Raw genomic sequence first — 20,783 nt, forward strand, 5'->3', positions numbered from 1 at the left:
ATTACGGTTCTCTTTCATTTTCCACCTGGCCATTGACCCTCAAAAGGGAAGGTCTTAAAATATATCTATGAAAAAACTGAATGAAACAGAGGGTGCGAAGATGGAAAAAGCGTTGGCAGAGAAACAAGGGGGGTATCTCATTGGTGACGTTGCCCAGATGGTGGGCATGAGCAGGGATGCCCTGCGTTTTTATGAGAAAAAGGGAATTATCCGTGCGGATAAAAAGGAAAATGGATACAGATATTATTCAGAGGATGATATCTACAGATTGATGTACATACTTTATCACAGAAAGATGAATACCAGCCTGGAGGAGATAGGGGGCCTTATGAGCGGGCAGAACTCCACATCCGCCATGAGACAGCATGTCCGTCAGCGCATGGCCGAGGAGGAGGAGGCTCTCAGGCGGCACAGCCAGGCAATTATGAGGCTTAAGCTGGTGGAAAAGGATATAAACCGTATAGAGGAATGCATAGGAAGGTATTCCATCAGGAATTTCCCCAGAGCATATGTGATGGCCAACTGTTCCGGCCTGCAGGAGGGACTGAGAAGGTGGTTCAAGCTGTCCTCCACCATTCCGGGGCTGGATATGGCTTATTTTTATAATGTCCTCACTTACACGGGACAGGACTTGGAGGAAAAGGGAACCCAGCTCCTGCTCTATGAGGGACTGGAGAAGGGGCTGGGTGAAGAGTTTGACCGGAGTCTGTATACCATGACGGATGAGGTGGAATGTATTTATACCATCATTGAGTCAGAGTATACCCTTCCGGATTTTGATATGATTCACAGGATGGTCCAGTGGGCACATAAGCATGGACTGGAGCCCGCGGAACGCGTATATGCCAATGATATGACGTCCTTTTTTGCAAAGGACAGGACTACGTACTGTCTGGAAATTTATATGCCCTTTAAGAGGATTGCTTCACCGGTATAACAGGGCAGGGCTTTCCGGCCCATCCCTATCCGTTGTCAGCCAGTGTCTCTTTATCGCTGTCCTCATCCTCCTTTTGAACACCGAAGTTCTGTATGAAGTCAATCAGGAAGGATGATACGGTTACTGTTATAAGTGAATATACGATACGTCCTGCCGGTATATAGGACAGGGACAGCACCAGCACGGACACGTCCGTCAGCAGGTATGCCCTGGATATACGGCAGCCCGTGACCTTGGATATAACCAGGGCCAGGGCATCGTCCCCGGCGCAGGAAGCTCCCTGGCGGACCACCAGGCCGCAGCCCGTACCGATAAAGCATCCGCCTGCCAGGGCAGCCAGGAGAGGATAGCCGGCCAGGCTTGGAAGCACCGGCGGAAACAGTTCCCAGAGCCGGAAAAATCCGGCCATACATATAGTTGCAAAGATGGAAGTCTTGAGAAATTCCTTGCCCAGGAAACGGAACCCAAGGGCATAGCTTAAGGCATCCAGTACAGGTGACAGTATGGAAGATGACATGCCCAGCCAGAAATTGAAAAGCAGAATCAATCCCAGGATACCTCCCTCCGTTATATCCGCCTGCTGGTGGATATTGTAGATACCAAAGGTGGTAATGGCTGTACCGAGAATAATGGATAACACAGTCCTTGGAGGAAAGGTTACGGATAATTCCTGTACAGTGCGGCAGGCCAGCTTCTTCAGCTGCTTCATAATAAAACGTCCTTTCTGTATATGGTTGTAAAACGAAATGGGTTATAAAACCGGTTAGGGGCGGTCCGGGAATCCGATGGATTCCGGGCCGCCCTGTTACGTTGCAGTACCAGTATACCTTATGTACCCCGGGGGCTGTCAAGAGGGGACTTTATCCAAAAACCCCCTAGTCCAGCTTTTCCGTACCGGAATCCACGATTCTGCCCTTGCTGTCTGTCTTGTAGTATACATCGTCGGAATCCTTTACGTTCTTCTTGTTCTTGACCAGTTTACCGGATGTGCTGATGAGGTAAGTTTCATCCTTATAGGTCACGGGCTGGTATTTGGTGCCCTCCTCGGCCTCCAGCCTTCTGCCCTTTACATAGATGGAGTCATTGTCAATGCCGTCTGTTCCGGCTCCCTTTCTGCTGCCGGATTTCTCAAAGCTGTAATAATACGTATCGCCGTCGATTTCCATGGTCATGGTGCCGGTCTTCATGGCGCCTTCCTTAGGGGAATCACTAAAGTAGTATACGAATACGCCCTCTTCATCCTCGTCCGGAATCTCATCCGCGTCCTCAATTTCCTCCGCAGACTTAATGGTCTTTCCGTTCTCCTCAAATTCAATGCGGTAAAGGCCCCGAAGCATTTTGCCGTTTACATCAAAACCATAATACTGTCCGTTGATTTTTTTGATTTGGGCTGTTACAAGGTCACCGTTTGATTCTGCATAGAACCAGTGGGCTTCTCCGTCATCGTGGGCCTCCGGGTCCACGTCCTCGCTGGGAACTGTTTTGAACCAGCCGGTGGACATCCAGCACTCCTCCTCTGTGTTATAGTATTTGTTCACCGTAGAGGAAGATGCGGTACCGGGATTGTTATACCACTCAAAGTGGGCTGCGCCGTTTTCATCAAAGCGGTATTTGCGGCCGTTGATTTTTTTGGAATCAGTGTCCGCTGTTTTTTTGCCGTTGGTGGAGAAATAGAACCAGTAGCCGTCGCCGTCCCTGTCATCATCCTCGTCATTGACAGCCGTGATGTATTTCCATCCGGTGGCCATGCGTCCGTCCCCGTTATCGCTGCAATAGTACATGCCGCTTTTCCAGGCGTCATCATCGGTAAGCATTTCCCCGCTCTCGTCAATCCATCCGTAAAGCATGTGCCCTTCGTCGTCAAAGGTAAACTTGGCCTGTCCGGTGGAGGTGGGAAGGGTGACGAACTTTACATTGTCACTGCTGCCGGATTTTTTAACGGCCTTGCCGTTGGATTGGAAATAGTACCACCACTCATCCGGCTCATCAGAGCCCGCGTCCTCATTTTCAATGGAGCGCCACTGGTTGGTGACCATTGCCCCGGCTGAGTTGACATAAAAGTAATTGTCATCATCCTCAATCAGCCGGCTCTTTGCCATGATTCCGTCGGAATCCAGATAAAACCAGTTGTTGCCGGATTTCTTAAATACATCGGCAGCCTTGCTCCCGTCGTTGTTATAATAGACCCATTCGCCATTTTCCTCGGCCCATCCGGTAGCTGCAAATGATACCAGCGCACTGCCCAGGGTCAGGGCCATGGCTGCACATGGAATCAGGAACCATTTTGTCTGTCTCTTCATAATCATGTCTCCTTTCAGTCTGTCAATCAGTCCATTCATTTTCATATTTTTTATCTCAATATTCTTTCGGGGATGCGGCTGCCGTTTCGCCGGTGTACTGGCCGGCGCCGCACGTTGTCATCACTGACATGGTGAGAATATACTATGGAGCTGCTCCAGGGTCAATAGAAGTTATGTAAACGTAATGAACTGTAAATTTTACGCAAGCCAGTGTAATAATTCTTACAGAGAAGGGGCAATTATGAATATTTGGGAAGGATTGGGCAGAAAAGCCGGCGGGATTGGATTTTCAGACAAGGGTCAGAATGGGTATATTCTACAGGGCCGGGAATAAAATGGAATAAGAATGCCATGAAACAGGCGGGAAAACATGCTGAATTATCTATGGGCGGGAATGACATTGACAGGAATACTTTGGGGGGCGCTTCACGGCCAGATGACGGCTGTGACCGACGGGGCAATCCAGGCATCAAAAGAGGCGGTGACGCTCTGCATCACCATGCTGGGTGTCATGACCCTGTGGACCGGGGTACTGGAAATAGGGCACCGTTCCGGGCTGGTGGACCAGCTGGCAAAAAGAATGGGACCTGTACTCACCTTTCTCTTTCCAAGGCTGGACCCGGACGGCGAGGCCAGGAAACAGATAAGCGTCAACATGATTGCAAATATACTTGGCCTTGGATGGGCTGCGACACCAGCCGGTCTAAAGGCAATGGAGGAACTGAAAAAGGTGGAGGAGGGACGCAGGCAGTCAGGTGCGGCTGAGGGCGGTGCAGCGGGAAAGGGCAGTGCAGCCAGGCAGGAGGGAACTGCCAGCAATGAGATGTGTACGTTTCTCATTATCAATATATCCTCATTGCAGCTCATACCCATGAATATGATTGCATACCGGAGCCAGTACGGGAGCGTGAATCCCACTGCCATTGTGGGTCCTGCCCTGGCGGCCACCTTTATCAGCACTGTGGTTGCGGTGATATTCTGCAGGGTCATGGACCGGTAGAGATACATCATAATGGAGCATACCGAGTATTGAAGTATGCTTAAAGAACCGTTATACTAAAGTGTATATTGAATACATCAGATAAAGGGAGGCGGCTTTATGTTCCGGATTGGCGGGTTTTCAAAGCTTACCAGGGTGTCGGTAAGGATGCTGCGTTACTATGATGAGGCGGGACTTTTAAAGCCTGCTGCTATTGATAGGTTTACAGGATACCGGATGTATACCACGGACCAGATACCGGCCCTGCAGAAAATATGCCTGCTCAGGGACATGGATTTTAATGTGACGGAAATCAGGGAAGTGCTGGAATGCTGGGAGAGCGGGGATGTGATAGGGTATCTGGAGGATAAAAAGAGGCAGCTTTCAGATACAATCCGGCTGGAACAGCAGCGCATCCGCAAGATAGAGACTGCCATGAGGGATTTTATGGAGAACACCATTGAGACACATTATAACGTGACCATGAAGTCTGTTCCCAGCCATCTGATTTTATCCCTGAGGGAAACCGTGGCAGACCATTTCTGCGAAGGGAATCTGTGGGAACGGCTTTATGCATTTGTGGAGGAGGAACAGGCAGAGCTGGCCCCTGGCGTTAACAACCTGGCTATTTATCACAATGAGGAACAGGCGGGAGACGGGGTGGACATTGAGGTGGGAGTCATGGCGGAAAAAAGGGGACAGGATAAGGGGGGATTCTGCTACAGGGAAACTGAACCGGTGGAGGAGATGGCCTGTATTATGGTTTACGGCCCGTATAAGAATATTGGGACATCCTATCACGCCTTTGCCTGCTGGCTGGAGGAGCATGGCCAGTATGAGATGGCCGGCCCAAGCCGCCAGATTTGCCATATAGGTGCCTACAATGAATCCGATTCCCGGAATTTTCTTACGGAAGTACAGACGCCGGTGCAAAGAGTATTGACTCTGACACCGTGTGAGGGTTTAGACTGAAGCCATCAAATAAAGGAGGTTTCAGCATGAATCAATTTACAGTAAAGCAGATTGGCACCATGGAAATGGATGGGGAGGGCATGTTTATAAAAGTACTTCCGGAATTCATCCCGGCTCTTAAGAACCTGGAGGGCTTTAGCCATACAGACATCCTCTGGTGGTTTGACGGCTGCGACGATGAGGAGAGCCGGAGTATACTGGAGGTGGAACACCCCTATAAGCATTCACCGGATATAATGGGCACATTTGCGACCCGCTCTCCCCAGAGGCCCAATCCCATTGCCCTGACCGTTGCACAGATTCTCTGCCTGGACCATGACGCCGGCATTGTCCGCATTGCGTATGCAGATGCCCGGCAGGGAAGTCCTGTACTGGATTTAAAGCCATATACCCCCAGCCTGGACCGGGTGGAACATCCCGGGGTGCCGGATTGGTGCAGCCACTGGCCCCAGTGCCTGGAGGAGTCAGGGGAGTTTGACTGGGAAAATGAATTTGATTTTTAAGTTGAAAGGAAAGATTAAGAAAACCTCAACAAGATGACAATTCCTTTGTGCTAAAATAAAGAAGATATATGGGTTAATATGGAATCATGGATTCATATGAAATCTGAGAGTATGAGGTGGATGAGATGAGGATATTGGGAACGCCGGAACGCAGCAGCAGGAGCAGAATCAGTAAGGGGAAATTAGGAAAAACAGGAAAACGTATGGCGGCAGGCACGGCGGCAGCCATCATAGGGGCCATGTCCCTGTACGCTCCGGCAGCAGCCTATGGAGCACAGCCCTGGACACTGGAGAACGGGCAGTATACAGATGCATCAGGGGCGCCCATTGCAGGGGCGCTGGCAAAGGGAATCACCGTGACCAAGTACCAGAACCGGGCCAATGAGAACGGCATAGACTGGTCCAGGGCAGCGGCGGACGGCGTGTCATTTGCCATGATACGGGTGGGGTATTACAAGGATAAAGACCCCTATTTTGACAGGAACGTTACAGAGGCGTTTGCCAACGGCATTCAGACCGGAGTATTTTTCTATACCCAGGCCCTGGACGTGGAGACTGCCATTGACGAGGCCAATTTCGTGCTGAAGGTAATTAAGGATTTTCCCATATCCTATCCCATTGCCTATGATGTGGAATCCCAGCATCTTCTTGATAACGGGCTCACCAGGCAGCAGATTACGGACAATGTAAATGCATTCTGCAGGACTATATCCGATGCGGGATATCATCCCGTGGTATACGGAAACAATGAATGGCTGACCAGGAACATGGATACCAGCCAGATTCCCTACGATATATGGTATGCCAGGTACGGGACTGTCAACAGTTATCCCAACCGGACCATATGGCAGTGTACCGATACAGGTACAGTGGACGGCATCAACGGCAATGTAACCATCGAGCTGGCATTTACGGATTACAGCGCTCTGATTCCTGCCGATAGTTGGAAGCATGTGGACGGCAGATGGTATTATATGAAGGGATATGTGAAGCAGACAGGTTGGGTGCAGGTGGATGGAGCCTGGTATTATCTTGACCCCAATGGAGCCATGATTCATGATACAACCATGGATATTGACGGGGTGTCCTATACCTTTGATTCAAACGGCGTTATGGCGGAGCCCATAAGCTGAAAAGCTTCAGTCCAGGCCGGTTTATAATTCCTGGTGGAAGTAACACAACATAAAATACTTGACAAATAGCAGCTTCGGTCATATAATCCTAGAAAACCTACTGATTAACTATGAATAAAAAAGAAAGGCCCTGCACGCCTGTGTGGGAACGGTGGAAGCTATGTCTAAGATTTACAAGGGAGCCATTGAACTTGTAGGCAGCACCCCATTGGTGGAGGTGACCAACATCGAGAAGAAGGAGCAGCTGAAGGCGCGTCTTCTTGTGAAGCTGGAATACTTTAATCCGGCCGGGAGCGTTAAGGACAGAGTCGGAAAGGCCATGATTGAAGATGCGGAACGCACCGGCAGACTGAAGCCAGGCTCCGTCATCATTGAGCCCACATCAGGCAACACAGGCATCGGTCTGGCCGCGGTATCGGCGGTCAAGGGCTACAGGATGATACTGACCATGCCGGATACCATGAGCGTGGAGCGCCGCAATATACTGAAGGCATATGGAGCTGAAATCGTCCTTACACCTGGTGAGAAGGGAATGAGCGGGGCCATTGAAAAAGCGGAGGAGCTGGCAAGGGAGATACCGGACAGCTTCATACCAGGGCAGTTTGACAACCCGGTGAACCCCAAAGCCCATATGGAGAGCACGGGGCCGGAAATCTGGGAGGATACGGACGGGCAGGTAGATATATTCGTGGCATCCGTGGGAACAGGAGGCACTCTTACGGGCACCGGTACATATTTGAAGGAAAAGAATCCTGGTATTAAGGTCATAGCCGTGGAGCCGTCCACATCACCGGTTCTTTCAGGAGGAAGTGCCGGCCCCCATAAGATTCAGGGAATTGGGGCAGGATTTATTCCCAAGGTGCTGGACACCCATATATATGATGAAATCATAACCGTGGACAATGAGGCTCCCTTTGCCGCAGCAAAGATGCTGGCCCGGACAGAGGGTCTACTGACAGGAATTTCATCGGGAGCTGCCCTGTATGCTGCCATAGAAGTGGCAAAGCGGCCGGAAAATGAAGGAAAGACCATAGTTGTGCTGCTGCCTGACAGCGGGGACAGGTATTATTCCACGGCGTTGTTTGTGGAGTAGGAGTTGAAGGAGTCTCAACGGGGTCAGCCTGTCTTCTGCCAGTATCTGGTATAAAACAAAGTTGACGGAATGTAAAAAGGATGTTACCATGAGGGAGAAAATGATGAATCGTTACATTCACTGCAGGGAGGAACCAAATGGTAACAATAAAGGATGTTGCACGAGTAGCCCAAGTCTCCATCGGAACGGTTTCTAATGTGCTTAATGGAAAGGAAAGTGTTCGTCCGCAAAATAGAGAGAAGGTATATAAGGCAGTTGACCAGTTAGGATTCCAGTATAATATGACTGCCAGCGCACTCCGGACTAAGACAACAAAAAATATAGGGCTGATTATACCTACAATTGTCAATCCCTTTTATCCTGAGCTGGCAAGGGGCGTGGAGGACGAAGCAAGAAAAGCAGGATTTACCGTATTTCTTTGCAACAGTGACCGCGACGAGGAAAAGGAAAGGAATTATATCGGTGCTCTTCTGAGTAAAGGAGTAGATGGAATCATACTGCTAAAACCCAAATCCGGCCAGGAGGACTTGCGCAGGCTGAACAGCCATATTGCCCTTGTTGTAGAAGATTGGGATTACCGCTGTGACCAGGAACTCATGACGGTCAGTACAGACGGATATATGGCGGTGGTCCAAGCCATGAACTTACTTTTTCAATACAAACATAGAAATATTGCTTTTATTAGCGGGCTTATGGAATCGCCTTCCGGGTTTGGCAAAATGAAGGCATATGAAAAAAGTCTGGAATCCCGAAACATATCTTATCGTTCTGAGTATGTAGCTTATGGGGATTACAGCTGGAAGAGCGGATACGCAATTGCTAAAGAGTTTGTCAGGCTGGATACGGTTCCGACCGCTATATTGGCGGCCAACGATATGATGGCCATAGGGGCAATGAAGGCAGTTCAGTCCATGGGATACAGAGTCCCTGCTGACATATCCGTTATGGGGATTGATGATATTGAAATGGGTAAATTATGCACCCCATCCCTGACCACGGTCCTTCAACCTAAATATGAGGTTGGCGTTACTGCATTCAGGCTTCTTGGCCGGATTCTGGCCGGGGAAACTATTCCGGAAGACAAACGTCACATTATGTTAGAAACCCGGGTCGTGGAGCGGGAAAGTGTGGCATACGCAGATGAACGCTGAACCATATAAACAGAATCATTTTTAAAATGAAGAGGGGGTATGCCCGGAACCGGTATTAAGGTTCTGGGCATACCCTCTATCTGGTTGTTCAGCTATTCAGTTGTTCAAACGGTATTGATGCGCGGCATGCAGGTCGGACAAATATATACTGGCAAGTCCGATTCCGTTGCCTATAAGCAGGGAAAGAATCAATGCTGTGGACGGTCCGTCAGCAGCAAATGTACAGAAGCATCCGATAAAGGTACCTGAGGTAAAGGACAGCCGGGGATGAATGCTCTGTATGCACATGATAAAGGTAAAGATAGTCATGAGCAGGTACGGATTCACATTTTGGTCAGTCAGCCACAGGGACAAGGACGCCCAGAAAATACCGCTTAAATTAGACCAGATACCTTTCTGTGCATCCTGTCCGCAGCCGCAGCAGGCAAAATATGTAGTACAGCCAGCTGCGCCTGCCCAAGTGACAAGCCCTGTGGTTTCAGCAAACCATGCCCATATACCAAAGAGTAGGGATAGTATGAATGAACGCCGGACCAAGGTCATTACAGCTGCTTTACCTGCTCCATGAATTGCTTCACGGTTGGTCCGTCAACAGGATCGTTCATATCTCCGCTGGGTTTTGTTCCGTATCCAAACACACAGCCGTCCGCAACTTTCAGATAGTCAGTGGTATTGACTGTCATTCCGCTGCCCAGGAATATTGGCGTGTCAGGAACTGCGTTGCGGACTGCCTGGATTTTTTCCATTGGAGCGGGCTGGGAAGAGTCTGCGCCATCTACAATCAAAGCGTCTGCCATGCCGCGTCCAATCATTTCCTTTGCTACGGTATCCAGGCTTCTTGGAGTCATGGGTGCTCCATGTTTGCAGTAAATATCAGCGAAAATCATAACATTTTCAGCATCAATACTTTTACGGTATCTTGCTAAAAGATGAGCCTTTCCTACGATTGGGCCCTGGTCAGTTACAGTGGCATCTGTAAGGACATTTAACCGGATATACTGGCAGTCGGCAGCAGCGGCAACAGCCATGGCTGCTTTCCATGAATTTCTCAGGATATTGATGCCCAGCGGCATATCATAACGCTTGCGGATTTCCAGTGCAACCCTGGTCATTGCCGCAACTGTTTCCGGCTCTGTCGTTTCCGGGTAATAGGGATAGTCTCCCAGATTCTCAATAATCATGGATGTGACCCCATTGCCGGACAAAGTTTCTGCATCCCGCAGTGCATGGGCAATCACATCATCCATATTACCGCTGTAACAAGGAGAGCCTGGGAGCGGAGGAAGATGAATCATTCCTAATACCGGATGTTCTGTACCAAATACGTTTACTAAATCGCTGCGTTTCATGTGTTGACCTCCATATTATATAGTTTTGTGATATCTGATATCTGGTATATCAGATGGTGTAATATTAAACTATCACGATAAAATGGATTTGTCAATAGGTTTTATTATTTTTTTAATTATTGAATTTTTTTTGCACAGTCAGCAACGAACAGAGCTACCCGGCGGATATGGGAAACCATCAGCTTCTCGCTTAACGAGGAATTGTGAGAAGAAATTGCTTCAAGTATAGCCTTATGCTCCTGGTGGGCGGGGATTGGCTCTTCAATATATTTCATATGGGCTGCTTTGCGGAAACTATAATCAATGGTGCGCAGGGTTTCTATCTGATGGACAAGATAGTTATTATTACATGTCTGGCGGATGACTGAGTGAAAAGAAATATTGTACTGCTGAATCTCTTCCAGTGACTTCTCATCTTTAAGTGATAGCAACGGATATACCATATCCAATATCCTGCCCATTTCAGCTAAATGGCTGTCAGTGGCATTTTTAGCAGCATAATATGCGGCCACGCCTTCCAATGAACTTCTCATAAAAGCAATTTCCAGCATATTATCAATCGATATCTCGGATACGAATGAGCCGCGGCGCGGGCGCGTATAGATAAGGCCCTCAGCCTGCAGGGAACGAAATGCTTCCTTTACAGGGGTGGTGCTGACATTAAGCATCTGGCCAATGGTACGTTCACTGATTTGCTCTCCTGCTTTTAAATCGCCCCTTAAAATCATACCTCTGACAATATCCGCAACCTGCTCGCGCAACGGTTTTGACTCAATAATTTGTTCTTTGATTTCTGACATAACAGCTGCTGTTCCTTTCCGTGTAAAGCATATTCTTTCGTCATTCTAACATATAAAAGCATTTAATACTAGAGCGTGTCTTAAAATGTATATAGTCAAGGGGGTGAAATAAAGGATGTACGCCGGGAGAAAAATGAACCGTTTCATTTATTTGCATTAAAAAACGATAAAAGTTGTGCATATTAGTAAAAAAAATCTTCACAAACCTATGCACATCGACATATTGCACAAATATTATTGACATATGCAGTGTACGCTGATATAATTTGACCATAAAATGAAACGTTTTATTTTGGAAATATAAATTACAGTATGCGGGGGTAAAGGAAGATGGCAACAATAAAAGATGTTGCGAGGGTTGCAGGAGTCTCCCTGGGAACCGTATCCAATGTTTTGAATGGCAAGAATAATGTAAGGCCGGGCAACAAACGCAAGGTCTATGATGCAATGAAGGAAGTAGGTTTTCATTACAATATGACCGCCAGTGCCCTTAGGACCAAGACAACTAAGAATATTGGCTTGATTATCCCCAGCATAACCAATCCATATTATCCGGAATTGGCAAGGGGTGTTGAAGATGCAGCAAGACGGGAAGGACTGACCGTATTTCTATGTAACGATGACAGGGATACGGAAAAGGAAAGGGCATATATAAAAGCATTGCTTTCCAAAGGCGTTGATGGGATTATCTTATTAAAGCCGCGTCTGGAGTATGGCGAACTGCTTGATGTGAAGGAGAGGACATCGCTGGTATTAGGTGATGCCAGTATTGACATCAGAAATGAGTTTCATGTTGTAAATGCAGATGATGTGCAAGGTGTCATCTGTGCAATGAATTTTCTGGGACAGAACGGGCACAAGCAGATTGCCATGATTACAGGCATGATGGAATCCTATTCCAGCCAGTGCAGGCTGGATGCATATAAACGTTACCTGGAATCACGGAAGCTTCGCTACAGGCCTGAATATGTTGTTAGCGGAAATTACAGCTGGATAAGCGGATGCCGGTTGGCGAAACAGCTGATGAGCCTGCCTGACCCTCCCACTGCAATTTTTGCAGCCAATGATATGATGGCAATCGGTGCAATGAAGGGAGTGCAGACCATGGGGTATCGCATTCCCCAGGATGTTTCAATTATTGGATATGATGATATTGAAATGAGCAACCTGTCAAATCCGGCCTTAACCACAGTCCATCAACCGAAATATAATATGGGGACAGAATGTTTGAAAATGCTGCATGCATGCATAAACGGAAGTGAAGGCATGGATACAACGAAACGGATTACATTAGAAAATCATCTTATTATCAGGGAAAGTGTTGGAATGGTAAGATGATTATCTTTTAGGTACAAAATGAAACGATTCACCCCCGCCCGGTGTGTGCGGATGCTGCTATAGGGAAGGGGAAGAAAAAATTTTATATGTTGAAAGGTGGTATTTATAATGCTGCAGAAACCGGTTTATATTGGAAATGACCATGGCGGATATAAATTAAAACAATCAATCATGGAGCATCTGAAAAAAAGGGAGATTGCGTATGTAGATATAGGAAGCGGCACTGAAGAAATAGTAAGGTATCCGTACTATGCAGCAAAAATTGCCGGCGCAGTGTCAAGGGGGGAAACGGACAGAGGAATACTTATATGTTCGACCGGAATCGGTATGAGTATATTAGCCAACCGGTTTAAAGGGGTTAGGGCATCGTTGTGCACCGATACCTATATGGCGAAGATGACAAGAGCCCATAATGATTCAAATGTTTTGTGCCTTGGGGGGAAGGTGATAGGTGAGCTGGAAGCATTGGATATTCTGGATGCATGGCTGGATACTGAGTACGAGGCCGGCCGGCATTCTATTTCCCTGGAACTGATTGGGGAAGCTGAGGAACATCTGTGTCAGCCAATCATTCCATTACAGGAAGATATATTCCATGATTTAAACAGATAGGAGGCTGGTATGAAAATAGCGGTTACAGTGGCGGGAAGTGAGGCAAAGGAAAGCGCATTTGTTGTATGGAGGGGGTTTGAGGAATCCATAAGAAAAGCTTCTGAATGTGGCTATGACGGCGTGGAACTGGCACTTAAGGATGCATCTGAGATTAACGGGGACAAATTAAGGCGATGGCTGGAAATGTATGGGATGGAGATAAGCTGCATTTCTACAGGACAGGTATTTGCAGAGAGAGGAATGTATTTCACTCACCCCAATCCCGGGGTACGCAGAGAGACAATAGGGGTATTTGCTGATTTGATTAAGCTGGCTTCTGAATTTGGGGGAAAGGTAAATATCGGACGTGCCAGGGGGTTCATTTCAAAAGACACATCACGGCAGATGACAGAAAAACGGTTCATAGAGACAATGCGGGAGATATGCGACATTGCAGGGCAGTATAATGTGGAAATGATTTTGGAACCGGTTAACAGATATGAGATAAACTTTATTAACAGTGTTGATGAAGGTGCGGCTATCCTGGAACAGGTAGGCAAAAAAAATTGCGGATTACAGCCGGATGTGTTCCATATGAACATTGAGGATGATGATATCGGAAAAAGCCTTATGAGGAACAGCAAATGGATTCGTTATGTTCATCTTGCAGATTCCAACCGGTATGCGCCGGGAATGGGACACATAAATTTTGAAGGAGTTTTTGACGCTCTGAAGATGGCAGATTATGATGGGTGGGTATCGGTGGAGATACTTCCGGGAGAAAATCCCGATAAGATGGCCCAGGCATCCGTACAATATTTGAAACCATTTATCGAAGAGTACAATAAAAGATAAAAGCTGAGAACTATATAAGGAGAAGGAAAAATGAAGAGGATGAAAAGAGCAGTCAGTATCATTATGTCGGTAGTGTTAGGTTCATCGTTAATGGCCGGATGCGGGGGAAGTTCCAATAGCACGTCTGCCGGAAAAGAACAGACCACAAATCAGGAGCAGCAATCAGAAGCAGGAAGTCAGGCTTCGGAGGACCTCCCTGAAATCACATGGAAAATATCCCATACCCAGTCGCCGGATAATTTTATGAATATTGCCGCTGAAAATATGGCCAAAGAGGTGGCTGACAAGACCAATGGAAAGTTTAAAATTGAAATCTATCATTCAGGTACACTTGGCTCTGAACAGGAAGTAATTGAAGGAATGCAGATGGGAACCATTGCCGGAAACCTTGCCGCTGTTACCCTTCTAGCTAACTTTGTGCCGTCTTTTGAAGTGATTAACCTGCCGGGGATATTTGCCAGTGACGAAGCTCTGAAAGAGGCTATGAACGATGATGAAATCATGGAGCCGCTTAAGAAGCAGGCATTAGATAACAATATTATAGCAGTTGGCTATTACCAGGATTATTTCCGCATGCTGTTCACCAAGGAACCAATCAGGACCGTAGCAGATTTTCAGGGTCAGAAAATCCGCGTCATGGGTTCTCCGGTTCTGGTTGATACCTTCCAGGCATTGGGATGTAACTCCACCACAACCGCCTGGTCTGAGTTGTACAGCGGTCTGCAGCTGGGAGTAGTGGACGGGTTGGACCATGTTCCCACAAGTGTGCGTACCATGAATTTTTATGACCACGTAAAATATATGGCCGAACCCAAGATTTTCGCCTCTCCTATGTATTTAGTGATTTCAAAGCCTTTGTATGAGAAATTACCGGATGAGTATAAGGCTGTTTTGGATGAATGCATGGCAGATTGTCTGACAGAGTTAAATACAGTGGCAAATCAGATTAATAAAGATGATATTGAATATTTAAAGACACAGGGCGTGGAAATGATTGATATTGATGTAGATGCCATTCATCAAACCATTGCCCCTGTGCGGGAAAAGTATTTAAGTCAGATGGAGCCATGGGTACAGGATATTGCAAAAAAGATAATGGAATTAAAGTAGCACCTGGGCAAGAGCCGGATGCACTGCATCCGGCTGGCGGATAGGAGGAACAAATGAAGGAACAGAAGGGCATTATAAAAAGCTTAAACCAGATAGCAGCGGTATTTGAAAAAATCCTGAATATATTTATAGGAATATTTGTGGGAATATTGGGACTGTCCGTTTTTATAGGTGTACTGGGACGTAATATTAATATACCGGTGGTATGGCTGGACGAGGTCAGTACGTATTGCTGTATATGGGCTACATTTTTTGGGTTTGCTGTGGCCAGCAGACATGGAATGCTGTCCAACGTAGATGCGTTCATCCACGGTTTTTCTGAAAAGGTCAAAGGCTGTATGAGTATTTTCTGGATTATTTTCGGCTGTCTTTTTATGGGAGTTGTATTGTGGTCAGGAAAAGACTATATTGCCTATGCGTATAATGCGGGTACTTTATCAGCCCAACTGCGGATTCCGCTGTTTTATGTTTACTTAGGACCTATGATAGGATATGCATTCGCAATTTATTTTGGTATTGTCAATATAGTCAATAAGATTAGCGAATTAAAGGCGGCAGAAAGGAAATAGCTTATGGGAATCGTATTTATAATATTTGCAGTTTTAATGATAGTGGGAATTCCTATTTACTATGTTTTAGGAGGAACCTGTCTGTTTTATTTTGCTACTCATGACCTTCCTGCCTGGACCATTCTGCAGCGCCAATTTTCAGGAATGAATACATTTGTACAGGTGGCAATCCCTCTGTTCATACTTGCAGGAAATATTATGGATAAGGGGGGAAGCCTGGGTAGAATTATCCACTTTGCAAAGGTGTGTGTGGGAAGATTCAAAGGAGGTATGGCACATATAAATATTGTAGCCTCCATGATGTTTGCCGGGGTAACAGGCTCTGCTGTTGCAGATGTGGCTGCATTAGGGCCAATGGAAATAGAGATGATGACGGAACAGGGATATGACAAGGAGTATGCCACTGCCCTGACCTGTGCATCTGCTTCCATAGGTCCCATTATTCCTCCGAGCCTGCCTCTGATTATGTACGGGGTGGTATCTGGCACAAGCGTAGGAGCGCTGCTTATGGCAGGACTGGTTCCGGGTATACTTATGGGAATTGTACTTATGCTACAGGTATGCTGGTATGCTAAAAAATATAATTTCCCCACCAGCGAGGCCTATTCCATCAAGGAAATTATAAAAGCCCTCCCGGAAGGGTTCGGAGCCCTGTCGATTCCCATTGTAGTATTAGGCGGGATTTATACCGGATATTTCACTCCCACAGAAGCAGCAGGCGTGGCCTGTGTCGTCTCATTTTTGTTAGGAATGTTTGTCTATAAGGAACTGAAGTGGAAGGATATGCCGGCTATTCTTGTAAATACCGGAAAAACATTGGGAAGTTGTTCTGCAATTTTTGCAATGGCATCCTGCTTTTCATATATGATTACGTTTGAAAATGTACCCAAAATGATTTCCGAGATATTAATTGGCCTTACGGACAACAAATATCTGCTTCTGTTGCTGGTTAATATTGCGCTGTTGATAATCGGTTGTTTTATGGAAGGTATTTCATCAATTTTAATTACTGCCCCCATGATACTTCCAACACTTACGGCGGTAGGAGTGGACCCGGTCCATCTGGGTGTCATTATGGCGCTTAACACGACACTGGGACTTCTGACCCCGCCTTTAGGCTTATCATTGTTCATGGCAAATACAGTGACGAAGATTCCTGTTATGCGGATTGCCAGGAAAGCCATGCCGATGTTTGCACTGTTGGTGCTAACGCTGTTCCTTATAACATATTGTCCTGCAATCGTAACATTTTTACCGGAATTAATGTTGGGGAGTTAACTGCCATTGATTTACCGGATTATTAAAACTAAGGAGAGATGTATGGAAAATACAGATAAAATACCGGTTATTATTGATATGGACCCGGGAGATGATGATGCGGCCTCCATTTTATGGGTCCTTGCAAGCGGAAAGTTTGATGTTAAGGCGATTACTGTTACCAACGGCAATGTGGGAGTAGACTGGTGCGCAATCAATGCACTGCGCACACTTGAAGTATGCGGACGGCAGGATATTCCTGTGTATAAAGGAGCATACCGCCCCTTGGTGCGCCCTTCCATTGAAGCATCCTGGATGCATGGTAAAGATGGGTTTGGAGATTTGGGGTTCCCCATGCCCTGTACAAAGGTGGGAAAGGGATATGCTCCGGTTGAATTAGTACGCATTGCAAAGGAAGCAGTTGAGCCAATTACAATTCTTGTTTTAGGCCCCATGACCAATATCGCGTTAGCTGTTTTACTGGACCCTGACTTTGAAAATCATGTGAAAGAAGTGATTTTTATGGGGGGAACCTTTAAGGTATCCGGCAATCAGGCTCCTAGGGCCAGCTATAATGTTATGGTGGACCCGGAGGCGGCTAAGGTGGTGTACAACTCTAAAATACCCGTGGTGCAGTTGGGCCTGGATGTATGTGATATGGTCACCCAGAGGGTGGAGGATTTGGAGACTATTTCCAAAGCCGGAACCGGAGTAACGGATTTTCTTACCAGGCTGCTGAGTTTCCGTATCAATAAGGCGGCAAAACCTATTTATGATAAAAATGGAAATAAAGTGGGAGAAATAAAGGCAGAAAATCAGGCCAATAGAAAAAAGGGAGAGATTGGCCTTAATGATTTAACCACAACAGGTTATTTAATTAATCCGCAGTGGTTCCGTACCATGCACACTACAATTGACATTGAAACCCAGGGACTTTGCGATGGAGAGACCATTATTGATTATATGGGATTATGGGGACGTGAGCCCAACAATTTCTTTGCATATGATGTAGATGGGGAGGCTCTTGTAGCGCAATGGGTTAAAGATATGACAGCTGCTTTTACGGATTAAATCCATTGGTGAGGATTATTGATAGAGGAGATAGCATATGACGGAAGAAAGAAAGTTGGAATTAGATAATAAATGTCTTCAACTGCGCGGCGGCCTCATTGACCTGCTGCACAGCATTCAGACAGGCCATCCCGGTGGTTCTCTGTCCTGCACGGAGATTCTGGCCGCTCTGTACTATGAAATCATGAACACGGATTCCGGGAATCCAAATATGGAGGGCAGGGACCGGCTCATACTAAGTAAAGGGCATGCGGCACCTATGCTGTATCTGATTCTGGCAGATATGGGGTATTTTCCGAGAGAGGACCTGAGGACCCTGCGTCAGCTGGGTTCCCATCTCCAGGGCCACCCCTGCGTACATAAGACACCGGGGATTGAACTATCCACAGGCCCGTTGGGCCTGGGCCTGGGTGCCGGTATCGGCATGGCGCTGGGGGAACGGCTGAAAGGAAGCAGCGCATATATATATGTGGTTATGGGTGATGGTGAGACACAGGAGGGAGCTGTGTGGGAGGCGGCCATGGCTGGCTCGAAATTTAAGACTGCCAACTGCATAGCTATTTTGGATTATAATGGTGTGCAGCTGGACGGTACACTGGAAGAAATCATGCCCATGGGAGACATAGCCGCCAAATGGAATGCATTTGGATGGAATGTAATCAGCTGCAGCGGCCACGATGTGGCGGCCATTACAGATGCGGTATCAGAGGCAAAGTCAGTAAAGGACAGGCCTTCAATCATTATCTGCCGTACTGTAAAAGGAAAGGCAGTCTCCTTCATGGAAGGAAAGAATATCTGGCATGGAAAGCCCATCAATGATGAGGAATACAGGCAGGCAAAACTGGAGTTAGGAGGCAGGGCACATGAGTGATAAGATAGCTATCCGGGATGCCTATGGACAGGCATTAAAAGCACTGGGCGGGCTAAACCGGAAGGTGGTTGCGCTGGAAGCAGATGTGGGGGGGTCCACAAAGTCCGTCCTCTTTGGAAAAGAGTATCCGGACCGTTATTTCAATGTGGGTATCAGCGAGCTCAACATGGTTAATATGGCGGCAGGGCTGTCGCTGGAGGGATTCATTCCCTATGTTAATACATTTGCTGTTTTTATGACATCCAGGGCATTAGACCCTATCCAGTCCCTGATTGCCTATGACGGCCTGAATGTGCGTCTGTGCGGAACATACTGCGGACTGTCGGATTCCTATGACGGGGCAAGCCATCAGGCCATTACGGATTTAGCCGCCATGAGGTCCATTCCAGGTATGACAGTTATATCCGTATCAGATGCAGTGGAAACAAAAAAGGCAGTCATGGCACTGGCAGACTACAAGGGGCCGGCATATCTTCGTCTGTCCAGGGCTCCTCACCCGGTGGTATATGAGGATAATATGGAATTTGAGATTGGAAAGGGAATCGTTCACAGGAAAGGGTGCGACGTTACTATTATCTCTACCGGAACCGTACTTCACCGTGTACTGGAGGCCGCGGACCTTTTGGAACAGCAGGGAATCTGCGCCACAGTTGTTGACATGCATACGGTTGAGCCCATTGATGCAGAGCTTATAGAAGAATGTGCCGGAAAGACAGGGGCCATACTAACCGTGGAAGAACATTCAATCCGGGGAGGTTTGGGAAGTGCGGTAGCAGAGGCGGTATCTGCGTCCTGCCCTGTACCCGTGTCAATCCTGGGAGCCGAGACATTTGCAGAGTCCGGTGACCTTGACCAGCTAATGGAAAAATATGGGTATGGAGCCCGGAATATAGCTGCAAGAGCCAGGGAGGTAATCCGGCAGAAGCAAGTGATAAAACAGAACGGGTATTTTAATAGATAAGTTGAAGGAGAAGCTCATGAAAGATTCAATTCAGAAATATTTTCAGGTGGGAACCATCCAGTGGATGAGCCATCCGCCGGTATCCTATAATCTGTTGGATTCCATAAAGACAATTGCAGCAGATGAATATTTCTCGGCAGTTGAGATAACCAGCATTCCAGATGAAGAGACCAGGAAAAAGGTAAAGCATCTTCTGGAACAATCCCATCTTAAGGTATGTTTTGGCGCACAGCCATGCCTGCTGGGGCCCGGACTTAACCCCAATAATATAGATGAAGATGGAAGAAAACAGGCGGAGCAGGTACTTATAAAGGCCGTGGATGAGGCCGAATATCTGGGGGCTGGCGGAATTGCGTTCCTGGCAGGCAGATGGGAGGAGGCAACCCGGAATCTTGCCTATGAACAGCTCTTAAAAACCACCAGGTCTGTCTGCAGCCATGCAGCAAAGAAGGGAATGATGGTGGAACTGGAGGTATTTGATTTTGACATGGATAAATCAGCCCTTATGGGACCGGCACCCTATGCGGCCAGGTTTGCAGCAGATATGAGGATGTCCCATAATAACTTTGGACTCATGGTGGATTTATCACATTTTCCAACCACTTATGAAACGTCCAGATTTGTGGTGCAGACCCTGCGTCCCTATATTACTCATTTCCATATTGGGAATGCGGTGGTCAGAAAAGGCTGTGAGGCCTACGGCGACCAGCACCCCAGGTTTGGATTTCCCAACAGTGCGAATGATGTGGAACAGTTGAGAGATTTCTTTACTGTCTTAAAGGAGGAAGGTTTCTTCCAGTCTTTGATGCCCTATGTTCTGTCTCTGGAAGTAAAACCATGGGGTAATGAAGACGGGGATATCATTCTGGCGAACACCAAGCGTGTGATTAACCGGGCATGGGCATTGGTGGAGGATTAACGCTGTATTGCACGCTGGGTAAAA

The 20,783-nt window shown here is 47.2% G+C and carries 22 protein-coding genes; 17 read left to right on the forward strand and 5 right to left on the reverse strand.

What is annotated here, in order from left to right; all coding sequences use genetic code 11:
- Positions 1-67: 67 nt before the first annotated feature.
- Positions 68-937: a MerR family transcriptional regulator gene (locus tag I2H39_RS26585; RefSeq protein WP_240305244.1), complete on the forward strand. Its 870-nt coding sequence runs from the start codon at positions 68-70 to the stop codon at positions 935-937.
- Between the two features lie 25 nt (positions 938-962).
- On the opposite strand, the gene I2H39_RS26590 is transcribed toward I2H39_RS26585, so the two are convergent.
- Positions 963-1,646 carry a YitT family protein gene (locus I2H39_RS26590; RefSeq protein WP_138310377.1) on the reverse strand — a complete coding sequence of 228 codons (684 nt, stop codon included), beginning with the start codon at positions 1,644-1,646 and terminating at the stop codon, positions 963-965.
- Between the two features lie 166 nt (positions 1,647-1,812).
- Positions 1,813-3,237: a cell wall-binding protein gene (locus tag I2H39_RS26595; protein ID WP_171042689.1), complete on the reverse strand. Its 1,425-nt coding sequence runs from the start codon at positions 3,235-3,237 to the stop codon at positions 1,813-1,815.
- A 370-nt stretch (positions 3,238-3,607) separates the two neighbouring features.
- Here I2H39_RS26595 and I2H39_RS26600 point away from each other — a divergent pair, with 370 nt between their 5' ends.
- The 6 genes from I2H39_RS26600 to I2H39_RS26625 all read left to right on the forward strand — a co-directional run bounded on the left by I2H39_RS26600 (position 3,608) and on the right by I2H39_RS26625 (position 9,068).
- Positions 3,608-4,237 (forward strand): nucleoside recognition protein, encoded by a 630-nt coding sequence (locus I2H39_RS26600; protein ID WP_195627946.1) that lies wholly within the window; start codon positions 3,608-3,610, stop codon positions 4,235-4,237.
- Positions 4,238-4,336: 99 nt separating this feature from the next.
- A complete protein-coding gene (locus I2H39_RS26605; protein ID WP_138310375.1) occupies positions 4,337-5,188 on the forward strand; it encodes a MerR family transcriptional regulator in 852 nt (283 codons plus the stop codon).
- A gap of 26 nt (positions 5,189-5,214) precedes the next feature.
- Entirely contained in the window at positions 5,215-5,691 is a 477-nt protein-coding gene (locus I2H39_RS26610; protein WP_138310374.1) for an SAM-dependent methyltransferase, read from the forward strand.
- Between the two features lie 125 nt (positions 5,692-5,816).
- The gene (locus tag I2H39_RS26615; RefSeq protein WP_330640688.1) at positions 5,817-6,824 is read left to right on the forward strand and encodes a GH25 family lysozyme; all 1,008 of its coding nucleotides are present in this window, start codon (positions 5,817-5,819) and stop codon (positions 6,822-6,824) included.
- Positions 6,825-6,984: 160 nt separating this feature from the next.
- Positions 6,985-7,917 (forward strand): cysteine synthase A, encoded by a 933-nt coding sequence (gene cysK / locus I2H39_RS26620; RefSeq protein ID WP_138310373.1) that lies wholly within the window; start codon positions 6,985-6,987, stop codon positions 7,915-7,917.
- Between the two features lie 137 nt (positions 7,918-8,054).
- The gene (locus I2H39_RS26625) at positions 8,055-9,068 is read left to right on the forward strand and encodes a LacI family DNA-binding transcriptional regulator (RefSeq protein WP_138310372.1); all 1,014 of its coding nucleotides are present in this window, start codon (positions 8,055-8,057) and stop codon (positions 9,066-9,068) included.
- Positions 9,069-9,164: 96 nt separating this feature from the next.
- On the opposite strand, the gene I2H39_RS26630 is transcribed toward I2H39_RS26625, so the two are convergent.
- The 3 genes from I2H39_RS26630 to I2H39_RS26640 form a co-directional block, all read right to left on the reverse strand.
- Complete coding sequence (locus I2H39_RS26630) at positions 9,165-9,611, reverse strand: DUF1097 domain-containing protein (RefSeq protein ID WP_178332043.1); 447 nt, start codon at positions 9,609-9,611, stop codon at positions 9,165-9,167.
- Positions 9,611-10,417, reverse strand: a complete 807-nt coding sequence (locus tag I2H39_RS26635) for a BtpA/SgcQ family protein (protein ID WP_138310371.1) — start codon at positions 10,415-10,417, stop codon at positions 9,611-9,613. Before I2H39_RS26635 ends, I2H39_RS26630 begins: the two co-directional genes overlap by 1 nt.
- A 116-nt stretch (positions 10,418-10,533) precedes the next feature.
- Positions 10,534-11,217 (reverse strand): GntR family transcriptional regulator, encoded by a 684-nt coding sequence (locus I2H39_RS26640; protein ID WP_138310370.1) that lies wholly within the window; start codon positions 11,215-11,217, stop codon positions 10,534-10,536.
- A 330-nt stretch (positions 11,218-11,547) separates the two neighbouring features.
- Here I2H39_RS26640 and I2H39_RS26645 point away from each other — a divergent pair, with 330 nt between their 5' ends.
- The 10 genes from I2H39_RS26645 (at position 11,548) to I2H39_RS26690 (ending at position 20,759) form a co-directional block, all read left to right on the forward strand.
- Positions 11,548-12,555: a LacI family DNA-binding transcriptional regulator gene (locus tag I2H39_RS26645; protein WP_138310369.1), complete on the forward strand. Its 1,008-nt coding sequence runs from the start codon at positions 11,548-11,550 to the stop codon at positions 12,553-12,555.
- Positions 12,556-12,663: 108 nt separating this feature from the next.
- A complete protein-coding gene (gene rpiB, locus I2H39_RS26650; protein WP_138310368.1) occupies positions 12,664-13,167 on the forward strand; it encodes a ribose 5-phosphate isomerase B in 504 nt (167 codons plus the stop codon).
- A 9-nt stretch (positions 13,168-13,176) separates the two neighbouring features.
- The gene (locus I2H39_RS26655) at positions 13,177-14,001 is read left to right on the forward strand and encodes a sugar phosphate isomerase/epimerase family protein (protein WP_138310367.1); all 825 of its coding nucleotides are present in this window, start codon (positions 13,177-13,179) and stop codon (positions 13,999-14,001) included.
- Positions 14,002-14,031: 30 nt separating this feature from the next.
- The gene (locus I2H39_RS26660) at positions 14,032-15,111 is read left to right on the forward strand and encodes a TRAP transporter substrate-binding protein (RefSeq protein WP_138310366.1); all 1,080 of its coding nucleotides are present in this window, start codon (positions 14,032-14,034) and stop codon (positions 15,109-15,111) included.
- Positions 15,112-15,164: 53 nt separating this feature from the next.
- A complete protein-coding gene (locus tag I2H39_RS26665) occupies positions 15,165-15,680 on the forward strand; it encodes a TRAP transporter small permease (RefSeq protein WP_138310365.1) in 516 nt (171 codons plus the stop codon).
- A 3-nt stretch (positions 15,681-15,683) separates the two neighbouring features.
- Entirely contained in the window at positions 15,684-16,958 is a 1,275-nt protein-coding gene (locus tag I2H39_RS26670) for a TRAP transporter large permease (RefSeq protein ID WP_138310364.1), read from the forward strand.
- A 42-nt stretch (positions 16,959-17,000) separates the two neighbouring features.
- The gene (locus I2H39_RS26675) at positions 17,001-18,008 is read left to right on the forward strand and encodes a nucleoside hydrolase (protein ID WP_195627947.1); all 1,008 of its coding nucleotides are present in this window, start codon (positions 17,001-17,003) and stop codon (positions 18,006-18,008) included.
- A 37-nt stretch (positions 18,009-18,045) separates the two neighbouring features.
- Positions 18,046-18,879, forward strand: a complete 834-nt coding sequence (locus tag I2H39_RS26680) for a transketolase (RefSeq protein ID WP_138310362.1) — start codon at positions 18,046-18,048, stop codon at positions 18,877-18,879.
- A complete protein-coding gene (locus I2H39_RS26685) occupies positions 18,872-19,840 on the forward strand; it encodes a transketolase C-terminal domain-containing protein (protein WP_138310361.1) in 969 nt (322 codons plus the stop codon). The genes I2H39_RS26680 and I2H39_RS26685 overlap by 8 nt, the downstream gene beginning before the upstream one ends.
- A 16-nt stretch (positions 19,841-19,856) precedes the next feature.
- Positions 19,857-20,759, forward strand: a complete 903-nt coding sequence (locus I2H39_RS26690; protein WP_195627948.1) for a TIM barrel protein — start codon at positions 19,857-19,859, stop codon at positions 20,757-20,759.
- Positions 20,760-20,783: the final 24 nt, after the last annotated feature.

It is taken from the genome of Clostridium sp. 1001283B150225_161107_B6 (assembly GCF_015556325.1).
Lineage (GTDB): Bacteria > Bacillota > Clostridia > Lachnospirales > Lachnospiraceae > Enterocloster.